Source organism: Nonomuraea fastidiosa (assembly GCF_042751225.1).
GTDB lineage: Bacteria > Actinomycetota > Actinomycetes > Streptosporangiales > Streptosporangiaceae > Nonomuraea > Nonomuraea fastidiosa.
Genome location: NZ_CP170570.1, coordinates 681,765 through 699,357, shown reverse-complemented (window position 1 = coordinate 699,357; position 17,593 = coordinate 681,765). Strand labels below are relative to the sequence as shown.

Below are 17,593 nucleotides of genomic sequence, written 5' to 3'. Positions count from 1 at the left end.
GGCGCGTAAAGAGCCGCTTTGCCGTACAGTCCCGGATCATGATGGGGCACACTCACGCGATGACCGGGGCCATCGCATGGCTGGGGCTGGCGCCGCCGCTCGCCGCGCTCCCGCTGCTGAACGAGTCCACCCGGTGGGTCGAGACCGGCATCATGGCCACCGCGCTCACCCCTGCCGAGCTGATCGCCGGCGCCATCATCTGCGCGGGGGCGGCCATGCTGCCCGACCTCGACCATCCCAGCGCGACCATCGCGCAGACGTTCGGGCCGATCACGTGGGCGCTGAGCAAGCTCGTCTCCTGGCTCAGCGGCGGGCACCGAGGGGCCACCCACTCCCTGCTGTTCGCGGTCGGGCTCGGACTGGGGGCGCACTGGCTGGCCAGCACCTATCCGCTCGGGCGCGACATCATGGTCGTCCTGCTCATCGGGCTCTCCCTGCGGGCCATCGGCGTCGGCATCCCGGGCAACAAGCTCGGCTCCGCGATGATCAACATCGGCCTCACCGCCGGCCTGTACGCGGTCTTCCTCTCGCTCAACGTCGGATACGCCTGGCTCGGCCTGGCCGTCGGCGTCGGCTGCTTCATCCACGTCGTGGGCGACTGCATGACCGAACGGGGCTGCCCGGTGCTCTGGCCGCTGGGGGTGAAGTTCGTGCTGCCGTGGAAGATCGGCATCAAGACCGGCAGGAAGTTCGAGCAGAAGATCCTCGCGCCGATCCTGTCGGTCGTCATCGTCGGCCTGCTCTTCTGGCGGCTTGCGCCCGTTTAACTTGATGTCGAGATATTCTGTAGATATCTTGATGTCGAGACATCCGCCGCGGCCTGCGAGTTAGGCGCACCTAACGTGCTGTCCGCTTCCGCAGTGCGGCAGGATTCTGTCTGAACACCTGTCTATGGAGGAGGCGAATCATCGTGTCCGCGAACAGCTTCGGCAGCCGTGACACGCTCCGCGTCGGCGACGCGTCATATGAGATCTTCCGGCTGGATGCCGTCGAGGGCGCCGCACGTCTCCCGTACAGCCTGAAGATCCTGCTGGAGAACCTCCTCCGCACCGAGGACGGCGCCAACATCACCGCCGACCACATCCGGGCGCTGAGCAACTGGGACCCCCACGCGACCCCGAGCGTGGAGATCCAGTTCACGCCCGCCCGCGTCATCATGCAGGACTTCACCGGCGTGCCCTGCGTCGTCGACCTGGCCACCATGCGCGAGGCCGTGCGCGACCTCGGCGGCGACCCGTCGCGCATCAACCCGCTGGCGCCCGCCGAGATGGTCATCGACCACTCCGTCATCGTCGACTACTTCGGCCACCCCGACGCCTTCCAGCGCAACGTCGAGCGCGAGTACGAGCGCAACCGCGAGCGCTACCAGTTCCTGCGCTGGGGCCAGACCGCCTTCGACGAGTTCAAGGTCGTGCCGCCCGGCACCGGCATCGTCCACCAGGTCAACATCGAGCACCTCGCGCGCGTCGTCATGACCCGCGACGGCAAGGCCTACCCCGACACCTGCGTCGGCACCGACTCCCACACCACGATGGAGAACGGCATCGGCGTGCTCGGCTGGGGCGTCGGCGGCATCGAGGCCGAGGCCGCCATGCTCGGCCAGCCGATCTCCATGCTCATCCCGCGCGTCGTCGGCTTCAAGCTCAGCGGCAAGCTGCCCGCCGGCGCCACCGCCACCGACCTCGTGCTGACGATCACCGAGATCCTGCGCAAGCACGGCGTCGTCGGCAAGTTCGTCGAGTTCTACGGCGAGGGCGTCTCCTCGGTGCCGCTGGCCGACCGCGCCACCATCGGCAACATGAGCCCCGAGTTCGGCTCCACCTGCGCCATCTTCCCCATCGACGGCCAGACCATCGACTACCTGCGCCTGACCGGCCGCTCCGAGGAGCAGATCGCCCTCGTCGAGGCGTACGCCAAGGCCCAGGGCCTGTGGCTCGACCCGTCGGCGCCCGAGCCGGTCTTCTCCGAGTACATCGAGCTCGACCTGAGCACCGTCGTGCCGTCCATCGCCGGCCCCAAGCGCCCGCAGGACCGCATCCAGCTGTCGGACGCCAAGGAGACCTGGCGCCGCGACGTTCACAACTACGTCACCGACGATGTGGACGAGGCCTCCGAGGAGAGCTTCCCCGCCTCCGACTCGCCCGCCTCCAACGCCAGCGCCAACGGCCGGCCCCACAAGCCGGTCACCGTGACGCTCGCCGACGGCACGTCGTGCGAGATCGACCACGGCATCGTCTCGATCGCCGCGATCACCTCCTGCACCAACACCTCCAACCCGTACGTCATGCTCGGCGCGGCCCTGCTGGCCCGCAACGCCGTGGAGAAGGGCCTCACCCGCAAGCCGTGGGTCAAGACCTCCCTGGCCCCCGGTTCGCAGGTCGTCACCGGCTACTTCGAGCGTTCCGGGCTCCAGCCGTACCTCGACAAGATCGGCTTCAACCTCGTCGGCTACGGCTGCACCACCTGCATCGGCAACTCCGGGCCGCTGCTCCCCGAGATCAGCGAGGCCATCCAGGCCAACGACCTGGCCGTCACCGCCGTGCTGTCGGGCAACCGGAACTTCGAAGGCCGCATCAACCCCGACGTCAAGATGAACTACCTGGCCTCGCCGCCGCTCGTCGTGGCGTACGCGCTGGCCGGCACCATGGACATCGACCTCAACAACGAGCCGCTCGGCATCGGCAACGACGGCGAGCCGGTCTACCTGCGCGACATCTGGCCGTCGCCGGAAGAGGTCGCCGCCGTGGTCAACTCCTCGATCGGCCGCGACATGTTCGAGCGTGACTACGCCGACGTGTTCAAGGGCGACGAGCACTGGCGCTCGCTGCCGGTCCCGACCGGCGACACCTTCGAGTGGGACCCCGACTCCACCTACGTCCGCAAGGCCCCGTACTTCGACGGCATGCCGGAGAAGCCGGAGCCCGTGCGCGACATCCACGGCGCCCGCGTGCTCGTCAAGGTCGGCGACTCCGTCACCACCGACCACATCTCGCCCGCCGGCTCCATCAAGGTCGGCACCCCCGCCGCCCAGTACCTCCAGGCCAATGGCGTCGAGGTGAAGGACTTCAACTCCTACGGCTCGCGGCGTGGCAACCACGAGGTGATGATCCGCGGCACGTTCGCCAACATCCGCCTGCGCAACCAGATCGCGCCCGGCACCGAAGGCGGCTACACCCGCGACTTCACCCAGCCCGACGGGCCCGTGACGTTCATCTACGACGCCTCGGTCAACTACGCCGCCGCCGGCATCCCGCTGGTCGTCCTGGCCGGCAAGGAGTACGGCTCCGGCTCCTCCCGCGACTGGGCCGCCAAGGGCACCGCGCTGCTCGGCGTCCGCGCCGTCATCGCCGAGTCGTACGAGCGCATCCACCGCTCCAACCTCATCGGCATGGGCGTGCTGCCGCTGCAGTTCCCGGAGGGCGCCTCGGCCGCGTCGCTCGGCCTGACCGGCGAGGAGACCTTCGACATCACCGGCGTCGAGGAGCTCAACAAGGGCGGCATCCCGCGCACCGTCCACGTCAAGGCCGGCGACGTCGAGTTCGACGCGATCGTCCGCATCGACACGCCGGGTGAGGCCGACTACTACCGGCACGGCGGCATCATGCAGTACGTGCTGCGCTCGCTGCTCGCCAAGTGACGCCGTAGGAGTGCGGCCCGCAGCGCCGCGGTCGCGGGTGACCACCGGCGTCCGCGGGCCGCACTCACGCGCCTGCCGCTCTTGTCGGGCCGCTGCCCTCGCGGGGGTGTCCGCCCGTGGGGCTCACGGCCTCTCGCGGGCGTGCCTTCGTCAGGGCCACGTGTCCGGGCACGCGTGCCTTGGCGTCGGCCGCGCACGCGTGGCACTCCTTCGTGGGAGTCCGTGACGTTCTTGGGAGCGCGTGACGAAGGACACGGATGCCGGCGGAATGCGGCGGCGCGTACGTGGCGTTGTGCGAGCCGGGCTCACCGCACGTCCGGTGAGACGGACAGCTTCCCGTGTTCCTGTTCCGGTCATGAGCCTGGGCGGGGGGACGGGAGCCCTTGGCCGGCGTGCCGGGGGTTGGGCGCGATCCTCACGCGCCCGTCTCGGGGGAACCACCCGAACACATCAAGAGCCGCCCTGCGGGACAATCCCCGCTGGGCGGCTCTTGTGTTCTCCGCGCCCGGCGTGCCGTGCCACCTGTGTCCGGCCGGTCGCGTCGTCAGGAGGAGTCAGGACACCTCGCGGGCTGGAGCCGGCCACGTGTCGCAGGCGGTGGGGAGAGGGTTCGCGTGCCGCGGGCAAGCCGGGCTGCGGGGCGGTGGTCGCGAGGAGCGCGGCGACCGCGCGGTCACTCTCGTGGTGGTGAAAGCAACGGAGAGTAGCAGTGGTTGACTCGCCTGCATGGCGAATCTGGCATTGGTGCTGATAGTCGGTAGTGTGGCGGTTTTCGTGGGGGCGATCGTCCAAGGGGCCGTGGGGTTCGGGCTCGGACTGGTCGCCGCGCCGCTGCTCACGTTGCTCGCCCCCGACCTCATGCCCGGTGCCGTGCAGGTCGTCAACATGACGTTGCCGCTGTTCACGCTGGCCGTGGAGTGGCGGCGGGTGGACTGGCGAGGGCTCGGGTTCGCGGTGCTCGGGAGACTGCCGGGCAGTGCGCTCGGCGCGATCATCGTCGTCTACGTTTCCGTACACGCCCGGAGCATCTTCGTCGCGGTCATGGTGCTCGTCGCCGTGGCGCTGACGGCGCGGGCCATGAGCGTGCCGCGCAACGCGCTCACCGTCACCTCGGCCGGGTTCGTGTCAGGGGTCACCGGCACCGCGACCGGCATCGGCGGCCCGCCCATCGCGCTCGTCTACCAGAACGCCAAGGGGCCGCAGATCCGGGCCACGCTGGCGATGTTCTTCTTCCTGAGCGCCGTCCAGTCGCTGGTCATCCTCGCGATCGTGGACGAGCTGCCGTCCGGGGCGCTGCTGGTGGGCGGGGCGCTGATCGTGCCGATGCTGCTCGGGTTCCTCGTGTCCGGGCCGCTGCGGCGTTACCTCGACGGCGGCAAGGTGCGTACGGCCGTCCTCATCGTGGCGGCGGCCTCGGCGGTCGGCCTGATCGTGCAGAACGTGCTCGGCCAGGCCCTCGCCTGAGCTCCGCCCTGAGCTCCGCCCTGAGCTCCGCCCTGAGCTTCGCGGAGCCCTCTGCGCCCGCCCCGGCCCCAGACGCGGACCGGAACGGGCGCAGCCTCAACGCACGGGCCCTCAAGGGGCGCAGGCCCTCAACGCACGGGCCCTCAACGCGCGGGCCTCAAGGGGCGCAGGTATCAAACCGCACGGGCCCCAAGGCGCAAGCCCCGAAGGCGCCCGCTCAGCGCCGCGGGCTCCCGCGTGCCGTCACTCGCCGCGGCCGGCGACCATCCCGGTGTAGGCGCCGATCACCTTGACCTGGGCGGGGGAGGCGCTCTTGGGCGGGATGTGCGCCGCCACCTGCAGCAGCTCGCCCACCTTCATGTACTTGTAGTACTTGCCCCGCAGCAGGCCGCTGTTCTTCCGGTAGACGTAGTAGCGCTGCGGGCCCTGGTGCACGTCGTACACCTGGGTGCGCGCGAATGTGGTGAAGACGAGCGCGCCCCCGTCGGCCGTGCGCAGCGCGTACGACGGATACTCCTTGGCCGGCGCGACGTGCTCGGTCACCTTGGCGAACTGCCGCATGTTGGCGCGGCTGCTGGCGGCGTCGGTGGTGAGCTCGTCGGAGGCGAAGCGGCTCTTGGCGGCGTTCGAGCCCTTGCCCGTCAGGTGCACCGAGTAGTTCCTGGCGAACTGGGCGGGCGACATGAGCAGGCCGGTCCCGTCGGCCTGGTCCACCTCGGCAGCCGCGCCGGAGGCGTCCTTCTGGATCTTCGGCAGGTCGCCGGCGTCGAGCGCCTCGGAGATGTCGGGGGCATAGACCTGCTTCCACGCGCCGTCCTGGTGTGCGAAGAGCAGGTACGTGGGGTCCTTCGCGGTCTCCTTGGCCCGCTTCCAGTACGCCGTCGCCAGGAACCACCGCTTGGAGGCCGGCGCGACGAACGTGGCCTTGACGTACTCGAACGGCTTGTAGTCGCCCGCCTTGGTGCCCAGCCTGCGCGCCGACAGGTCGCCGGCCTTGTCGATGGCGAGGCTGGAGCCGCCCTCGTACGTGGCCAGCAGCTTGTCGTCGAGCGTCTTGTTGGCCTTGTTGTTGCGCTCGATGTAGTCGGCGATCACCGCCTGGGCCGTCAGCGGCTGCTCGGTCGCGGACGGCGACGGCTTGGGTGTCTGCGACGTCCCGGACGCCTTGGGCGACGCGGTCGCGGACTCCGCCGCCTTCCACGCCGCCGTGGGGTCGAGTCCCGGCAGGCCGGAGCAGCCCGCCACCAGGCATCCGGCAAGCACGCCACCGGCCACGCGTCCGAACCGCTGCACCTTCTCGCACCTTCCGTAAAGCGTCACAAAGTGGCCCAAACCTACCAACAACCGCGCTCCCGCCGGCCCGGCACTCCGTGGTCGCCTCCCGAGGCGATCCTCACAGCGGGCGGCCGGCAGGCGTCCGGAAGGTTGAGGCGACGTTTCTGGATTGTTACCCGAAACAACAAATTCGGGCCTTCAACCCCCTTCACAACTGGTTCGTCCCGGAATACGTTGCCGCAAACAACATTCATCCGGGCCCCTTCCGGAAGAAAGGACCCTGCACCATGCGCAAGGGGATCCTCAGCCTGACCGCCTCGGCAGCAGCGCTCGCCCTCGGTCTCACCGCCTGCGGGGGCGACAGCGGTCAGACCACGACCACGACAACGGACTCGGCATCGGCCTCGGCCTCGGGTGCGGTGGGCAAGATCGGCGTGATCATGCCGGACAGCAAGTCCTCCGCCCGTTGGGAGACGGCGGACCGCAAGTACCTCGAAGAGGCGTTCAAGGCCGCGGGTGTCGAGTACGACATCCAGAACGCGCAGAACGACAAGACGCAGTTCCAGACCATCGCCGACCAGATGATCACGAACGGCGCCACCGTTTTGATGATCGTCAACCTGGACAGCGGCACCGGTAAGACCGTCATCGAGAAGGCCAAGTCCCAGGGCGTGGCCACGATCGACTACGACCGGCTGACGCTGGGCGGCGGCGCGGCGTACTACGTCAGCTTCGACAACACCAAGGTCGGCAAGCTCCAGGGCGAAGGCCTGGTCAAGTGCCTGACCGACAAGAAGGCGGACAAGCCCATCGTCGCCTACCTGAACGGCTCGCCGACCGACAACAACGCGACGCTGTTCAAGGAGGGCTACGACAGCGTGCTCAAGCCGAAGTTCGACTCCGGCGAGTACGTCAAGGGCCCCGACCAGTCGGTGCCCGACTGGGACAACACCCAGGCCGGGACGATCTTCGAGCAGATGCTGACCCAGGAGCCGAAGATCGCCGGCGTGCTGGCCGCCAACGACGGCCTCGGCAACGCCGCCATCACCGTGCTGAAGAAGAACAACCTCAACGGCAAGGTGCCGGTGACCGGCCAGGACGCCACCGTCCAGGGCCTGCAGAACATCCTCGCGGGCGACCAGTGCATGACCGTGTACAAGGCCGTCAAGAAGGAGGCCGACGCCGCCGCCAAGCTCGCGGTCGCGCTGGCCAAGGGTGAGAAGCCCACGACGAGCGGCAGCGTCAAGGACCCGGAGACGGGCCAGGACGTGCCATCCGAGCTGATGGAGCCGCAGGCCATCTACTTCGACAACGTCAAGGACGTGGTGGCCGACGGCTACGTCACCAAGGAGGAACTGTGCACCGGCGAGTTCGCCGAGAAGTGCACTGAAGCTGGCATTCAATGACGCGGCGGGGTGCGGCCGGCGTCACCGGCCCGGCCGTACCCCCGTTTAGGGAGATCCATGACCCCCCTCCTTGAAGTGCGCGGGATCGACAAGAGCTTCGGCCCGGTGAAGGTCCTGCACGAGGTCGAGTTCGCCGCGTACGCCGGCCAGGTCACAGCCCTCGTCGGCGACAACGGCGCAGGCAAGTCCACCCTGGTCAAGTGCATCGGCGGCATCCACCCCATCGACGCCGGCCAGATGCTCTTCGACGGCAAAGAGGTGCAGATCAACAGCCCGCGCGACGCGGCCGAGCTGGGCATCGAGATCGTCTACCAGGACCTCGCCCTGTGCGACAACCTGGACATCGTCCAGAACATGTTCCTCGGCCGCGAGCGCAAGAACGGCATCCTCCTGGACGAGGACACCATGGAGGAGCTGGCCGAGCGGACGCTCAGCGACCTGTCCGTCCGTACCGTCAAGTCCATCAGGCAGCAGGTCTCCAGCCTGTCCGGCGGGCAGCGGCAGACCGTGGCCATCGCCAAGGCCGTGCTGTGGAACAGCAAGGTCGTCATCCTCGACGAGCCGACGGCGGCGCTGGGCGTGGCCCAGACGGCGCAGGTGCTCGAGCTGGTGCGCAGGCTCGCCGACACCGGCCTGGCCGTCGTGCTCATCTCCCACAACATGAACGACGTGTTCGCCGTCTCCGACCGGATCGCGGCGCTCTACCTCGGCAGGATGGCCGCCCAGGTCAAGACCGCCGACGTGACGCACGCGCAGGTCGTCGAACTGATCACATCAGGCCGCAGCGGCGATCTGGGCCTCAAGAACGGGGTCACCTCATGAACAAGGTCAAAGAACTACCCGGCGAGGCCATCGTCGAGGCGGCGCAGACTCCGTCCATCAAGAACAGCTTCCTCGCCTACATGCAGCGGGTGCGCGGCGGTGACATGGGCGCGCTGCCCGCCGTGCTCGGCCTGGTCGTGCTCTGCGCGGTCTTCGCCGTGGCGCGGCCGTCCTTCGTCACGGCGATCAACTTCGCCAACCTGTTCACCCAGGGAGCGGCCATCACGCTCATCGCGATGGGCCTGGTGTTCGTGCTGCTGCTCGGCGAGATCGACCTGTCGGCCGGGTTCGCGAGCGGCGTGTGCGCGGCCGTGCTCGCCGTCACGCTGACCGAGCTCGGCCTGCCGTGGTACGTCTGCATGCTGGCGGCCATCCTCACCGGCGTCGTCATCGGCACCGTGCTCGGCACCCTGGTCGCCAAGGTCGGCATCCCGTCGTTCGTGGTCACGCTCGCGGCCTTCCTCGCCTTCCAGGGCCTGGTCCTGGTGCTGGTCGACGAGGGCACCAACATCTCCATCCGCGACAGCGTGGTCGTCGCCATCGCCAACAAGAACCTGCCGCCGTGGCTCGGCTGGGCGCTGTACGCGGTCTGCGTGGCCGTCTTCGCGGTCGTTCAGCTGCGCAGGGCCAGGACCCGCACCAAGCGTGGCCTGACCGCCGACCCGCTGTCGCTGATCGCCTTCCGCGTCGGCATGCTGGCGCTGTTCGCCGGCCTCGCGGTCGCCGCGCTCAACCTGGAGCGCAGCCGCAACCCCGCGCTCGTCTCGCTCACCGGCGTGCCGATCGTGGTGCCGATCATCCTCGCGCTGCTGGTCTTCTGGACGGTGGTGCTGCGCCGCACCTCGTTCGGCCGTCACCTGTACGCGGTCGGCGGCAACGCCGAGGCCGCCCGCAGGGCCGGTATCCCCGTCGACCGGATCAAGATCAGTGCGTTCGTGATCTGCTCGTCCATGGCCGCCATCGGCGGCATCGTGGCCGCCTCGCGCGCCAGCTCCGTCGACCCCAACACGGGCGGCAGCTCCGTCCTGCTGTACGCGGTCGGCGCCGCCGTCATCGGCGGCACCAGCCTCTTCGGCGGCAAGGGCCGGGTGCTCGACGCCGTGCTCGGCGGCGCGGTGGTCGCGGTGATCGAAAACGGCATGGGACTCATGGGGTACGGTTCCAGCGTGAAGTACCTGGTCACGGGGTCGGTCCTGCTGCTCGCGGCGGGTGTCGACGCTCTGGCGCGCAAGCGGGCGTCGGCCGCTGGTTTAAGGTGATCAGCGATCCGCAGCCCCTGAAGGAACCCCAGACCATGCGTGCCGGCCCGTCACAAGAGGACATCAGGCGCCACAACCTCGGCGCCCTGCTGCGCCATGTCCACCTGGGCGGGCCGATCTCGCGGGCCGAGCTGACCTCGAAGATGGGGCTCAACCGCAGCACGATCATGGCGCTGACCTCCGACCTCACCGCCGCCGGGCTGGTGCGCGAGGAGCTGCCGCGCGAGACCGGCCGGGCCTGGCCCTCGCTCGTGGTGCGGCCGGAGTCGTCGCGGGTCTACGTCTTCGCCTTCGACGTGGGCCCTGACCGGATCGCCGCGGCCCGCGTCGGTCTGGGCGGGGTGATACTCGACCGGCGCGAGGCCGCACGCGACCGCGACCGCTTCGACCTGGACGAGCTGACCGGCACGCTGGCCGGGTTCGCCCGCCAGATGCGCCGCAAGACCAGGAACGACACCGTCTGCGTCGGGGCCGCCGCCGCGGTGTCGGGCGGCGTGCGCAAGGCCGACGGCGTCGTCAGCTTCGGGCCCAACCTCCAGGCAGAGGAGGTGCCGTTCGGGGAGGAGCTGGCGCGGCGGCTCGGCCTCGGTCTGCCCGTCAGCGTGGGCAACGACGCCAACCTGGCCGCGCTCGCCGAGCACAGCCGCGGGGTCGGCGTCGCCGTACGCGACCTCATCTACCTGCACGGCGACGTCGGCATCGGCGGCGGCATCATCTCCGGCGGCCACTTGATCGGCGGGCACGACGGCTACGGCGGCGAGATCGGCCACATGGTGGTCAACCCCGGAGGCCGGGCCTGCGGCTGCGGCTCGCACGGCTGCCTGGAGGCCGAGGTGGGGGAGCGGACCCTGCTGGAGTCGGCCGGGCGGGTCGCGGACGGACGCCGGGGGCGCGACGCCGTACGCGAGGTCGTCGAGGCGGCCGACCGGGGGGACATCGTGGCCCAGGAGGCGCTCAGCCGGGTCGGTGACTGGCTCGGGCTCGGCGTCGCGAACCTGGTGAACATCTTCAACCCCGAGCTGGTGATCTTCGGGGGGATCCTGCGGGAGATCTACCTCGGCTCGGCCGCGCAGGTACGCTCGCAGCTCGCCTTGCACGCCATGGCGCACCAGCGCGAACGGGTCCGCCTGCGCACGTCCGCGCTCGGCGACTCGGCCCCGCTCGTCGGCGCCGCCGAGCTCGCCTTCGCCCACGTCCTGTCCGACCCTTTGGAAGTCCTCGCCCGCGCCAACGGCTGACCCGCCGGCCCCTCTCTGGGGAAGGACAGCGGCCCCGGCGGCGCTTCTCCCTCTCCGAGGGACAGCAGCCCGGCGGCGGGAAGGCCCTTCGCCACCCCACCTCCCCTCAGGGGACAGAAACCCGGAGGCGCACTCTCCTCCCGGTGGACGGCAGTCCGGTGGCCCTCTCTCCTCCCGGAGGACGGCAGTCCGGCGGCGGGGAAGCGGTGGGCGGCGGGTCGGCTCCTGCGGCCCTCTTTCGCCGAAAGAACGGAAGGCAGGCGGCCGGGAGAGGGGTGAGAAGGACGGAAGAGCGGCGGTCGCCAGACGCTCAGGTGACGCGGTCGGTGGCGGCGGTCCAGGTGTTGCAGAAGCCGGTCGCGCCGCCCCGGTACCCGCGATCCTGCCACCACGCCAGGTTCCGTGGCTTGCCGTGGATGTCGCTCTCGTCGGCCATCCGTACGGCCGCCACCCAGTCACGCCACGAGATCCCGGGCTTGATGCTCTTGAGCGTGGCGCTGTAGAAGACCCCGGCGAAGCATTCGGCCTGCATCTCCAGCCGGTGGCTGAGCAGCCGCCGGGCCTTGGCGGAGGCGGGGGCGTGCAGGGCGGCGTGGGCGTCGAGCACGCCGATGAGGTGCTGCACGTGGTGCCCCCACTCGTGGGCGACCGAGTGCGCGATGTTCATCCTGAACGGGTCGCGCAGGTCGGCCTTGCTGATGCGGATCGCGATCGTGCTCTGGTCGGGGCAGTACTGCGCCCCGCTGCTGGTGATCGTCCCGCACACGGAGTCCCGCCCGGTGGTGACCGTGACGGCGGGCGGCGTGTACGCAAGGCCGGCGGCGGCGAACCTGGACGCCCAGAAGCGGTCGGCGCAGGCGGCCATCGCCCGGTGGAAGGACGTGAGCGAGGCCACGCTGCCCAGCTTGATGCGCGGGATCGAGCAGGACTGCCGGACCACGTCCCCGCCCATCACGCTGAGCAGCCCGGACTGCGGGACCCGGGCGGCGGCGCTCGCGGGCGGCGGTGTGATGAGCCCCGCGACCAGGCACGCCGTCAACGCGAAGGCCGCCGGCGCTAAGAGGGAAAGGCGCATGATCGCGGATCATAAGCCTTCATAGGGGGATCTACCGCACCTTGGACGCCGGGCTCGTCCAGGTGTTGCAGGATCCGGCCGACTGGGACGTGAAGCCGCGCTGCAGCCAGAAGGCGTTGCTCTTGTCGCTGCCGTGCGTCTGGTCGGAGCCGCTGCGCACGCCGATGGCGTCGAGCGCGACGGCGTTGTGCGTGCCCTTGGTCAGGATGGTCCAGTCCGAGTCGGGCCGTCCCAGCGAGTCCCAGACGCGGCCGACGAACACGCCGGACATGCACTGCGCCTGCAGCTCCAGGCGGCGCAGCGCGGCGAGCGAGCGGTCCTCACTCCCCTTCTTGAGGATGATCCGGTCGGCGGCCTTCATGATGCCGGTGAGCTGCTGGACGTGGTGCCCGTACTCGTGGGCGAGCACCTGCATCAGCGCCAGGTCGGTCGGCTCCTCGACGATGTCCGGGCTGAGCAGGAAGGTGATGGAGCGGTCGAGCGGGCAGTAGACGGCCTGCGCGCCCCCGGGGAAGCGCCCGCACGTGTTCTTCGCGCCCGGCTTCGTGATGATCTTGAAAGCGGGCTTGGTGAAGCGGTGCCCGGCCTTGCGCACGACCGGGGCCCAGGCGCGGTCGAGGCAGTCCTTGACGGTCTCGAAGTACAGCTCCGCCTCCTCCAGGGAGCCGGTGCTCACCTCGGGCTCCTCGCAGGTCCGCACGCCGGGCTTGCCCGCCTTGTAGAGCGCGTTCTTCGTCAGAACGGACGGGTAAGTGGAGGAGGCCGCGTGCGCGGTGCCGGCGAACAGCACGCCGGCCAGTGCGCCCGCCATGAGCGCTAAGAGGGGGATACGCATGGCACGGCACCCTAGTGAAAATCCGGGCCGGTAGCGAAGGAATACGCCGTCAGGTGACGCTCCGGGCGCTGGCCGCCCAGGTGTTGCAGGCACCGGGGGTGCCGCGGTTGAAGCCCCGCGTCATCCACGCGGCCTGCGTCGGGCCCTTGCCGTGGTCGTTCTGCGGCCAGCCCTTGGCGCCGTTCTTCCTGAACCAGCCCACCGTGTACGCCCAGTCGGCGTCGGTGACCAGCGACGTGCCCTTCATCGTGCTCATGAACGCCGCCGAGAAGCACTCGGCCTGCAGCTCGGACCTGCGCGACAGCTGCAGCCTCCTGGCCTTGCCCGCGACCGTGCGCGCCGCCCAGTAGTAGTCCCAGATGCCGGAGACCTGCTGTACGTGGTGACCGTACTCGTGGGCGATCAGCCGGGTGATGCCCAGCGGGAAAGGGTTGCGCAGCTGGTCCTTGCCGATCATCAGGTACATCGTGCGGTCGGTCGAGCAGTAGACGCCGTCGGCGCCGGTGTTCCAGGTGCCGCACGGCGTCTTGACCTTGCGGGTGATGATGCGCAGCCGCGGCTTGCTGAACGGCATCCCGGCCTTGCGGAACTGCGCCGCCCACGCCTTGTTCAGGCAGGCCGTCACGCGGGTCAGGAAGCGCCGGTACGCAGAGATGCTGCCCGCGGGCAGCGTCCCCGGACGGCACTTCACGTCGGTGAGCCGGCCGGTCTTGTACAGCGGGTTGGCGGTGGCCGTCGCCCGCCCGGCGATCGTGGCGCCGCCGTTGTGACCCTGGCCCGCGCTGGCCGGCGGCGCGACGACCTGCCGCCCCCCGTGTGCGGGCGCGGCCGAGGTCGTCGCCACGTCCGCGAGCACGACGGTCAGCGCGGCCGCGGCCAGGGCGAGCGCCACGCCTGCCGCGACGAGCGCGACGATCCTGCTTGCGGGGAGGGAGTTCATATGGACCGCAAGACTAGGTCAAGAGAGGACATATGTGGGTGGATTTGACTTGATGGAGTCAGTGAGGGCTTCGCGAACTAGACTCGGGGGATCGACGCAAAAAAGCAGAGGGGAGTCGCCTCCGTGAGCGGGTTGCTGGGCTCGATCAAGGGACCGCAGGACGTCAAAAGGCTTGCCGTCGAGGAGCTGTCAGGGCTCGCGGGAGAGATCCGTGATCTGCTGGTCGACGCGTGCGCCAGGTTCGGCGGTCACCTCGGCCCCAACCTCGGCGTGGTCGAGCTGACCATCGCCGTCCACCGCGTCTTCGACTCGCCCCACGACCCCATCATCTGGGACACCGGCCACCAGGCGTACGTGCACAAGCTGCTCACCGGCCGCGCGGCCGGCTTCGAGGCGCTCAAGCAGGAGGGCGGCCTGTCGGGCTACCCGAGCCAGGCCGAGTCCGAGCACGACTTCGTGGAGAACTCCCACGCCTCCACCGCGCTGTCGTACGCCGACGGCATGGCCAAGGCGTTCAAGCTGCGCGGCGCCCACGACCGCACGGTGGTCGCGGTCATCGGCGACGGCGCGCTGACCGGCGGCATGGCCTGGGAGGCGCTCAACAACATCGCGGCCAACAAGGACCTGCCGATCGTCATCGTGGTCAACGACAACGGCCGCTCGTACTCGCCGACGATCGGCGGCCTGGCCTCCCACCTGTCCTCGCTGCGCGTCAACCGCCGCTACGAGGACATGCTGGAGTACGTCAAGGACAAGCTGGGCCACGTCCCGGTCCTCTACGACGCCCTGCACGGCTTCAAGAAGGGCGTGAAGGACGTTCTCGCGCCGCAGGTGATGTTCGAGGACCTCGGGCTCAAATACGTCGGCCCCATCGACGGCCACGACGAGCAGGCCATGGAGGCGGCGCTGCGCAAGGCCCGCGACTTCCGCGGCCCGGTCATCGTGCACGCCGTCACGCAGAAGGGCCGCGGCTACAGCCCGGCGGAGAACCACGACGAGGACCAGTTCCACTCCCCGGGCGCCTTCGACCGCGCCACCGGCGCGGAGAAGCCCAAGGGCCGCATCTGGACCAACGTCTTCAGCGAGGAGCTGGTCAGGCTCGGCAAGGAGCGCGACGATCTGGTCGCGATCACCGCCGCCATGCTCCACCCGACGGGGCTCAACGCCTTCGCCGAGGCGTTCCCCGACCGCATCTACGACGTCGGCATCGCCGAGCAGCACGCGCTCACCAGCGCGGCGGGGCTCGCGCTCGGCGGCCTGCACCCGGTGGTCGCCGTTTACGCCACGTTCCTCAACCGCGCCTTCGACCAGCTCCTCATGGACGTCGCCCTGCACCGCCTGCCGGTCACGGTGGTGCTCGACCGCGCGGGCGTCACGGGCGACGACGGCGCCAGCCACAACGGCATGTGGGACCTGTCGATCCTCCAGGTCGTCCCCGGGCTCAAGATCGCGGTGCCGCGTGACGGCGACCGGCTGACCGAGCTGCTGCGCGAGGCCGTGGAGGTCTCCGACGGCCCCACCGTGCTGCGCTTCCCCAAGGGCCCGGTGGCCGAGCCCGTCGAGGCGGTCGGCAAGCTCGGCGAGATGGACCTGCTGCGCACCCCCGAGAGCGAGCCCGACGTGCTGCTGGTGGGCGTGGGCCCGATGGCGCAGGTCTGTCTCGACGCCGCGAAGCTGCTCGACGCGCAGGGCATCGCCACCACCGTGGTCGATCCGCGCTGGGTCAAGCCGCTCGACGAGGCGCTCGTCACGGCCGCGGCCGCGCACAAGCTGGTGGCGGTCGTGGAGGACAACGGCCGCGTGGGCGCGGTGGGCGACGCCGTGGCGCGGCTGCTGCGCGACTCCGACGTGGACGTCCCCGTCCGCACCTACGGCATCCCGCAGCAGTTCCTCGACCACGCCAAGCGGGCCGCCATCCTCGGCCGGATCGGCCTGACCGGGCAGGACCTCGCCCGCCAGATCACCGAGGCCGTCGCGCGGCGCACCTCCTCGGTCGAGCCCGCCCGCCGCTGACCCTGCACAAGCCCCGCCTGGCGTCCCGTTCGCGGCGGTGATCATGCCTGATCACCGCCGCGAACCAGGTGCTCCAACGGGTCCGCCGCACGAGAGAATGATCACTGTGGGTGTGGGAAGGATCACCCAGTGGACATCTTTCGCACGAAGAGCGTGGAACAGTCGATCCGCGACACCGAAGCCCCCGAGCACCAGCTGCGTAAGCGCCTGACCGCCGTCGACCTCACCGTCTTCGGCATCGGCGTGATCGTCGGCACCGGGATCTTCGTGCTGACGGGACAGGTCGCCAGGGACGTGGCGGGGCCGGCGGTGGCGGTCTCGTTCATCGTCGCCGGCGTCGTGTGCGGGCTCGCCGCGCTGTGCTACGCCGAGTTCGCCTCCACCATTCCGGTCGCCGGGTCCGCCTACACCTTCTCCTTCGCGACCCTGGGTGAGTTCCCCGCCTGGGTGATCGGCTGGGACCTGATCCTGGAGCTGGCGCTGGCGGCGGCCGTGGTGTCGGTCGGCTGGTCGGGCTACTTCGCCTCGCTGCTGGCCTCGCTCGGCCTTGAGCTGCCCGCCTCGATCGCGGGTGAGGACCCGGTGGTGAACGTGCCCGCCGTGGTGATCGTGGCCGTGCTCACGGCGGTCCTGGTGGCCGGGATCAAGCTGTCCTCCCGGGTCAACCTCATCCTGGTGATCACCAAGGTCGCGGTGGTGCTGCTGGTCATCTTCGCCGGCCTGTTCTTCATCAACGGCGCCAACTACACGCCGTTCATCCCCGACCCCATCTCCACACCCCGCGTGGAGGGCCTTCAGGCGCCGCTCGTGCAGGTGCTGTTCGGCATCCAGCCGGTGGCCTTCGGCGTGATCGGCATCTTCTCCGCCGCCGCCATCGTGTTCTTCGCCTTCATCGGCTTCGACATCGTGGCGACCGCCGCGGAGGAGACCATCGAGCCGCAGCGCGACGTGCCGCGCGGCATCATCGGCTCGCTGGCCATCTGCACGCTGCTGTACGTCGCGGTCTCGCTCGTCGTGGTCGGCATGCAGAAGTACAGCAGCCTCAGCGAGGCGGCGCCGCTGTCGGACGCGTTCATCTCGGTCGGCCAGGCGTGGCTGGCCACGATCATCAGCGTGGGCGCGATCGCGGGCCTGACGACCGTGGTGCTGGTGCTGCTGCTCGGCCAGGCCAGGGTGCTGTTCGCGATGTGCCGCGACGGGCTGCTGCCGCGCCAGCTGGCCGTGGTGCACCCGACGTTCGGCACCCCGGCGCGGCTGACCGTCCTCATCGGCGTGGTCACGATGGCGCTCGCCGGGTTCGTCTCGTTCGGGGAGCTGGCCGAGCTGGTGAACATCGGCACGCTGTTCGCGTTCGTGGTGGTGTCGCTGGGGGTGATCATCCTGCGGCGCACACGGCCCGACCTGCCGCGCGGCTTCCGCACGCCGCTGGTGCCGGTGCTGCCGATCCTGTCGGTGCTGGCCTGCGTCTACCTGATGCTCAACCTGCCGGTGCAGACCTGGCTGCGCTTCGTGGTCTGGATGCTCATCGGCATCGTGCTCTACTTCGCCTACGGCTACCGGCACAGCAGGACCGCGGCCCCCTGGCGGGCGTCAGAGGAGTGAGGGTTCCGCCAGGGGGCCGGGGGAGTG

General features: G+C 69.8%; 13 protein-coding genes. 9 read left to right on the top strand and 4 right to left on the bottom strand.

Going from position 1 to position 17,593, the window contains the following annotated elements:
* Window positions 1–38: 38 nt before the first annotated feature.
* The 3 genes from ACFMQL_RS03125 (at window position 39) to ACFMQL_RS03115 (ending at window position 5,101) form a co-directional block, all read left to right on the top strand.
* Window positions 39–767: a metal-dependent hydrolase gene (locus ACFMQL_RS03125; RefSeq protein WP_378784496.1), complete on the top strand. Its 729-nt coding sequence runs from the start codon at window positions 39–41 to the stop codon at window positions 765–767.
* Window positions 768–910: 143 nt separating this feature from the next.
* Complete coding sequence (acnA, locus tag ACFMQL_RS03120) at window positions 911–3,637, top strand: aconitate hydratase AcnA (RefSeq protein WP_378784495.1); 2,727 nt, start codon at window positions 911–913, stop codon at window positions 3,635–3,637.
* Window positions 3,638–4,399: 762 nt separating this feature from the next.
* Complete coding sequence (locus tag ACFMQL_RS03115) at window positions 4,400–5,101, top strand: sulfite exporter TauE/SafE family protein (RefSeq protein ID WP_364067331.1); 702 nt, start codon at window positions 4,400–4,402, stop codon at window positions 5,099–5,101.
* 243 nt (window positions 5,102–5,344) lie between these two features.
* On the opposite strand, the gene ACFMQL_RS03110 is transcribed toward ACFMQL_RS03115, so the two are convergent.
* Window positions 5,345–6,394, bottom strand: coding sequence for a hypothetical protein (locus ACFMQL_RS03110; RefSeq protein ID WP_378784494.1), 1,050 nt, complete (start codon window positions 6,392–6,394; stop codon window positions 5,345–5,347).
* Between the two features lie 269 nt (window positions 6,395–6,663).
* Here ACFMQL_RS03110 and ACFMQL_RS03105 point away from each other — a divergent pair, with 269 nt between their 5' ends.
* From ACFMQL_RS03105 to ACFMQL_RS03090, 4 genes are read left to right on the top strand one after another with little or no spacing between them, the layout of a single operon-like run.
* Window positions 6,664–7,782 (top strand): sugar ABC transporter substrate-binding protein, encoded by a 1,119-nt coding sequence (locus ACFMQL_RS03105; protein ID WP_378784492.1) that lies wholly within the window; start codon window positions 6,664–6,666, stop codon window positions 7,780–7,782.
* Window positions 7,783–7,839: 57 nt separating this feature from the next.
* Window positions 7,840–8,604, top strand: coding sequence for an ATP-binding cassette domain-containing protein (locus tag ACFMQL_RS03100; RefSeq protein WP_364067337.1), 765 nt, complete (start codon window positions 7,840–7,842; stop codon window positions 8,602–8,604).
* Entirely contained in the window at window positions 8,601–9,863 is a 1,263-nt protein-coding gene (locus tag ACFMQL_RS03095) for a sugar ABC transporter permease (protein WP_378784490.1), read from the top strand. The genes ACFMQL_RS03100 and ACFMQL_RS03095 overlap by 4 nt, the downstream gene beginning before the upstream one ends.
* A gap of 35 nt (window positions 9,864–9,898) precedes the next feature.
* Window positions 9,899–11,101: an ROK family protein gene (locus ACFMQL_RS03090; RefSeq protein WP_378784488.1), complete on the top strand. Its 1,203-nt coding sequence runs from the start codon at window positions 9,899–9,901 to the stop codon at window positions 11,099–11,101.
* A gap of 310 nt (window positions 11,102–11,411) precedes the next feature.
* Here ACFMQL_RS03090 and ACFMQL_RS03085 read toward each other — a convergent pair whose 3' ends face one another.
* Genes ACFMQL_RS03085 through ACFMQL_RS03075 form a run of 3 tightly spaced genes read right to left on the bottom strand, consistent with a single transcriptional unit; the run spans window position 11,412 to window position 13,951 of the window.
* On the bottom strand, window positions 11,412–12,176 hold the full coding sequence (locus ACFMQL_RS03085; RefSeq protein ID WP_364067342.1) for a neutral zinc metallopeptidase: 765 nt from the start codon (window positions 12,174–12,176) through the stop codon (window positions 11,412–11,414).
* 31 nt (window positions 12,177–12,207) lie between these two features.
* Complete coding sequence (locus tag ACFMQL_RS03080; RefSeq protein ID WP_364067344.1) at window positions 12,208–13,011, bottom strand: neutral zinc metallopeptidase; 804 nt, start codon at window positions 13,009–13,011, stop codon at window positions 12,208–12,210.
* A gap of 49 nt (window positions 13,012–13,060) precedes the next feature.
* Window positions 13,061–13,951, bottom strand: a complete 891-nt coding sequence (locus ACFMQL_RS03075; protein ID WP_364067345.1) for a neutral zinc metallopeptidase — start codon at window positions 13,949–13,951, stop codon at window positions 13,061–13,063.
* A gap of 132 nt (window positions 13,952–14,083) precedes the next feature.
* Between ACFMQL_RS03075 and dxs the strand changes: the two genes are divergently transcribed.
* Together dxs and ACFMQL_RS03065 are read left to right on the top strand one after the other, a co-directional pair.
* On the top strand, window positions 14,084–15,964 hold the full coding sequence (gene dxs, locus ACFMQL_RS03070; RefSeq protein ID WP_364067692.1) for a 1-deoxy-D-xylulose-5-phosphate synthase: 1,881 nt from the start codon (window positions 14,084–14,086) through the stop codon (window positions 15,962–15,964).
* Between the two features lie 129 nt (window positions 15,965–16,093).
* Window positions 16,094–17,566 (top strand): amino acid permease, encoded by a 1,473-nt coding sequence (locus tag ACFMQL_RS03065; RefSeq protein ID WP_364067347.1) that lies wholly within the window; start codon window positions 16,094–16,096, stop codon window positions 17,564–17,566.
* The last annotated feature ends 27 nt before the right edge of the window (window positions 17,567–17,593 follow it).

What these genes read in the sequence shown, in the direction of transcription:
- ACFMQL_RS03125 (WP_378784496.1), top strand. Translation starts at nt 39, where the DNA reads ATGATGGGGCACACTCACGCGATGACCGGGGCCATCGCATGGCTGGGG.
- ACFMQL_RS03105 (WP_378784492.1), top strand. Translation starts at nt 6,664, where the DNA reads ATGCGCAAGGGGATCCTCAGCCTGACCGCCTCGGCAGCAGCGCTCGCC.
- ACFMQL_RS03100 (WP_364067337.1), top strand. Translation starts at nt 7,840, where the DNA reads ATGACCCCCCTCCTTGAAGTGCGCGGGATCGACAAGAGCTTCGGCCCG.
- ACFMQL_RS03095 (WP_378784490.1), top strand. Translation starts at nt 8,601, where the DNA reads ATGAACAAGGTCAAAGAACTACCCGGCGAGGCCATCGTCGAGGCGGCG.
- ACFMQL_RS03090 (WP_378784488.1), top strand. Translation starts at nt 9,899, where the DNA reads ATGCGTGCCGGCCCGTCACAAGAGGACATCAGGCGCCACAACCTCGGC.
- ACFMQL_RS03085 (WP_364067342.1), bottom strand. Translation starts at nt 12,176, where the DNA reads ATGCGCCTTTCCCTCTTAGCGCCGGCGGCCTTCGCGTTGACGGCGTGC.
- ACFMQL_RS03080 (WP_364067344.1), bottom strand. Translation starts at nt 13,011, where the DNA reads ATGCGTATCCCCCTCTTAGCGCTCATGGCGGGCGCACTGGCCGGCGTG.
- ACFMQL_RS03075 (WP_364067345.1), bottom strand. Translation starts at nt 13,951, where the DNA reads ATGAACTCCCTCCCCGCAAGCAGGATCGTCGCGCTCGTCGCGGCAGGC.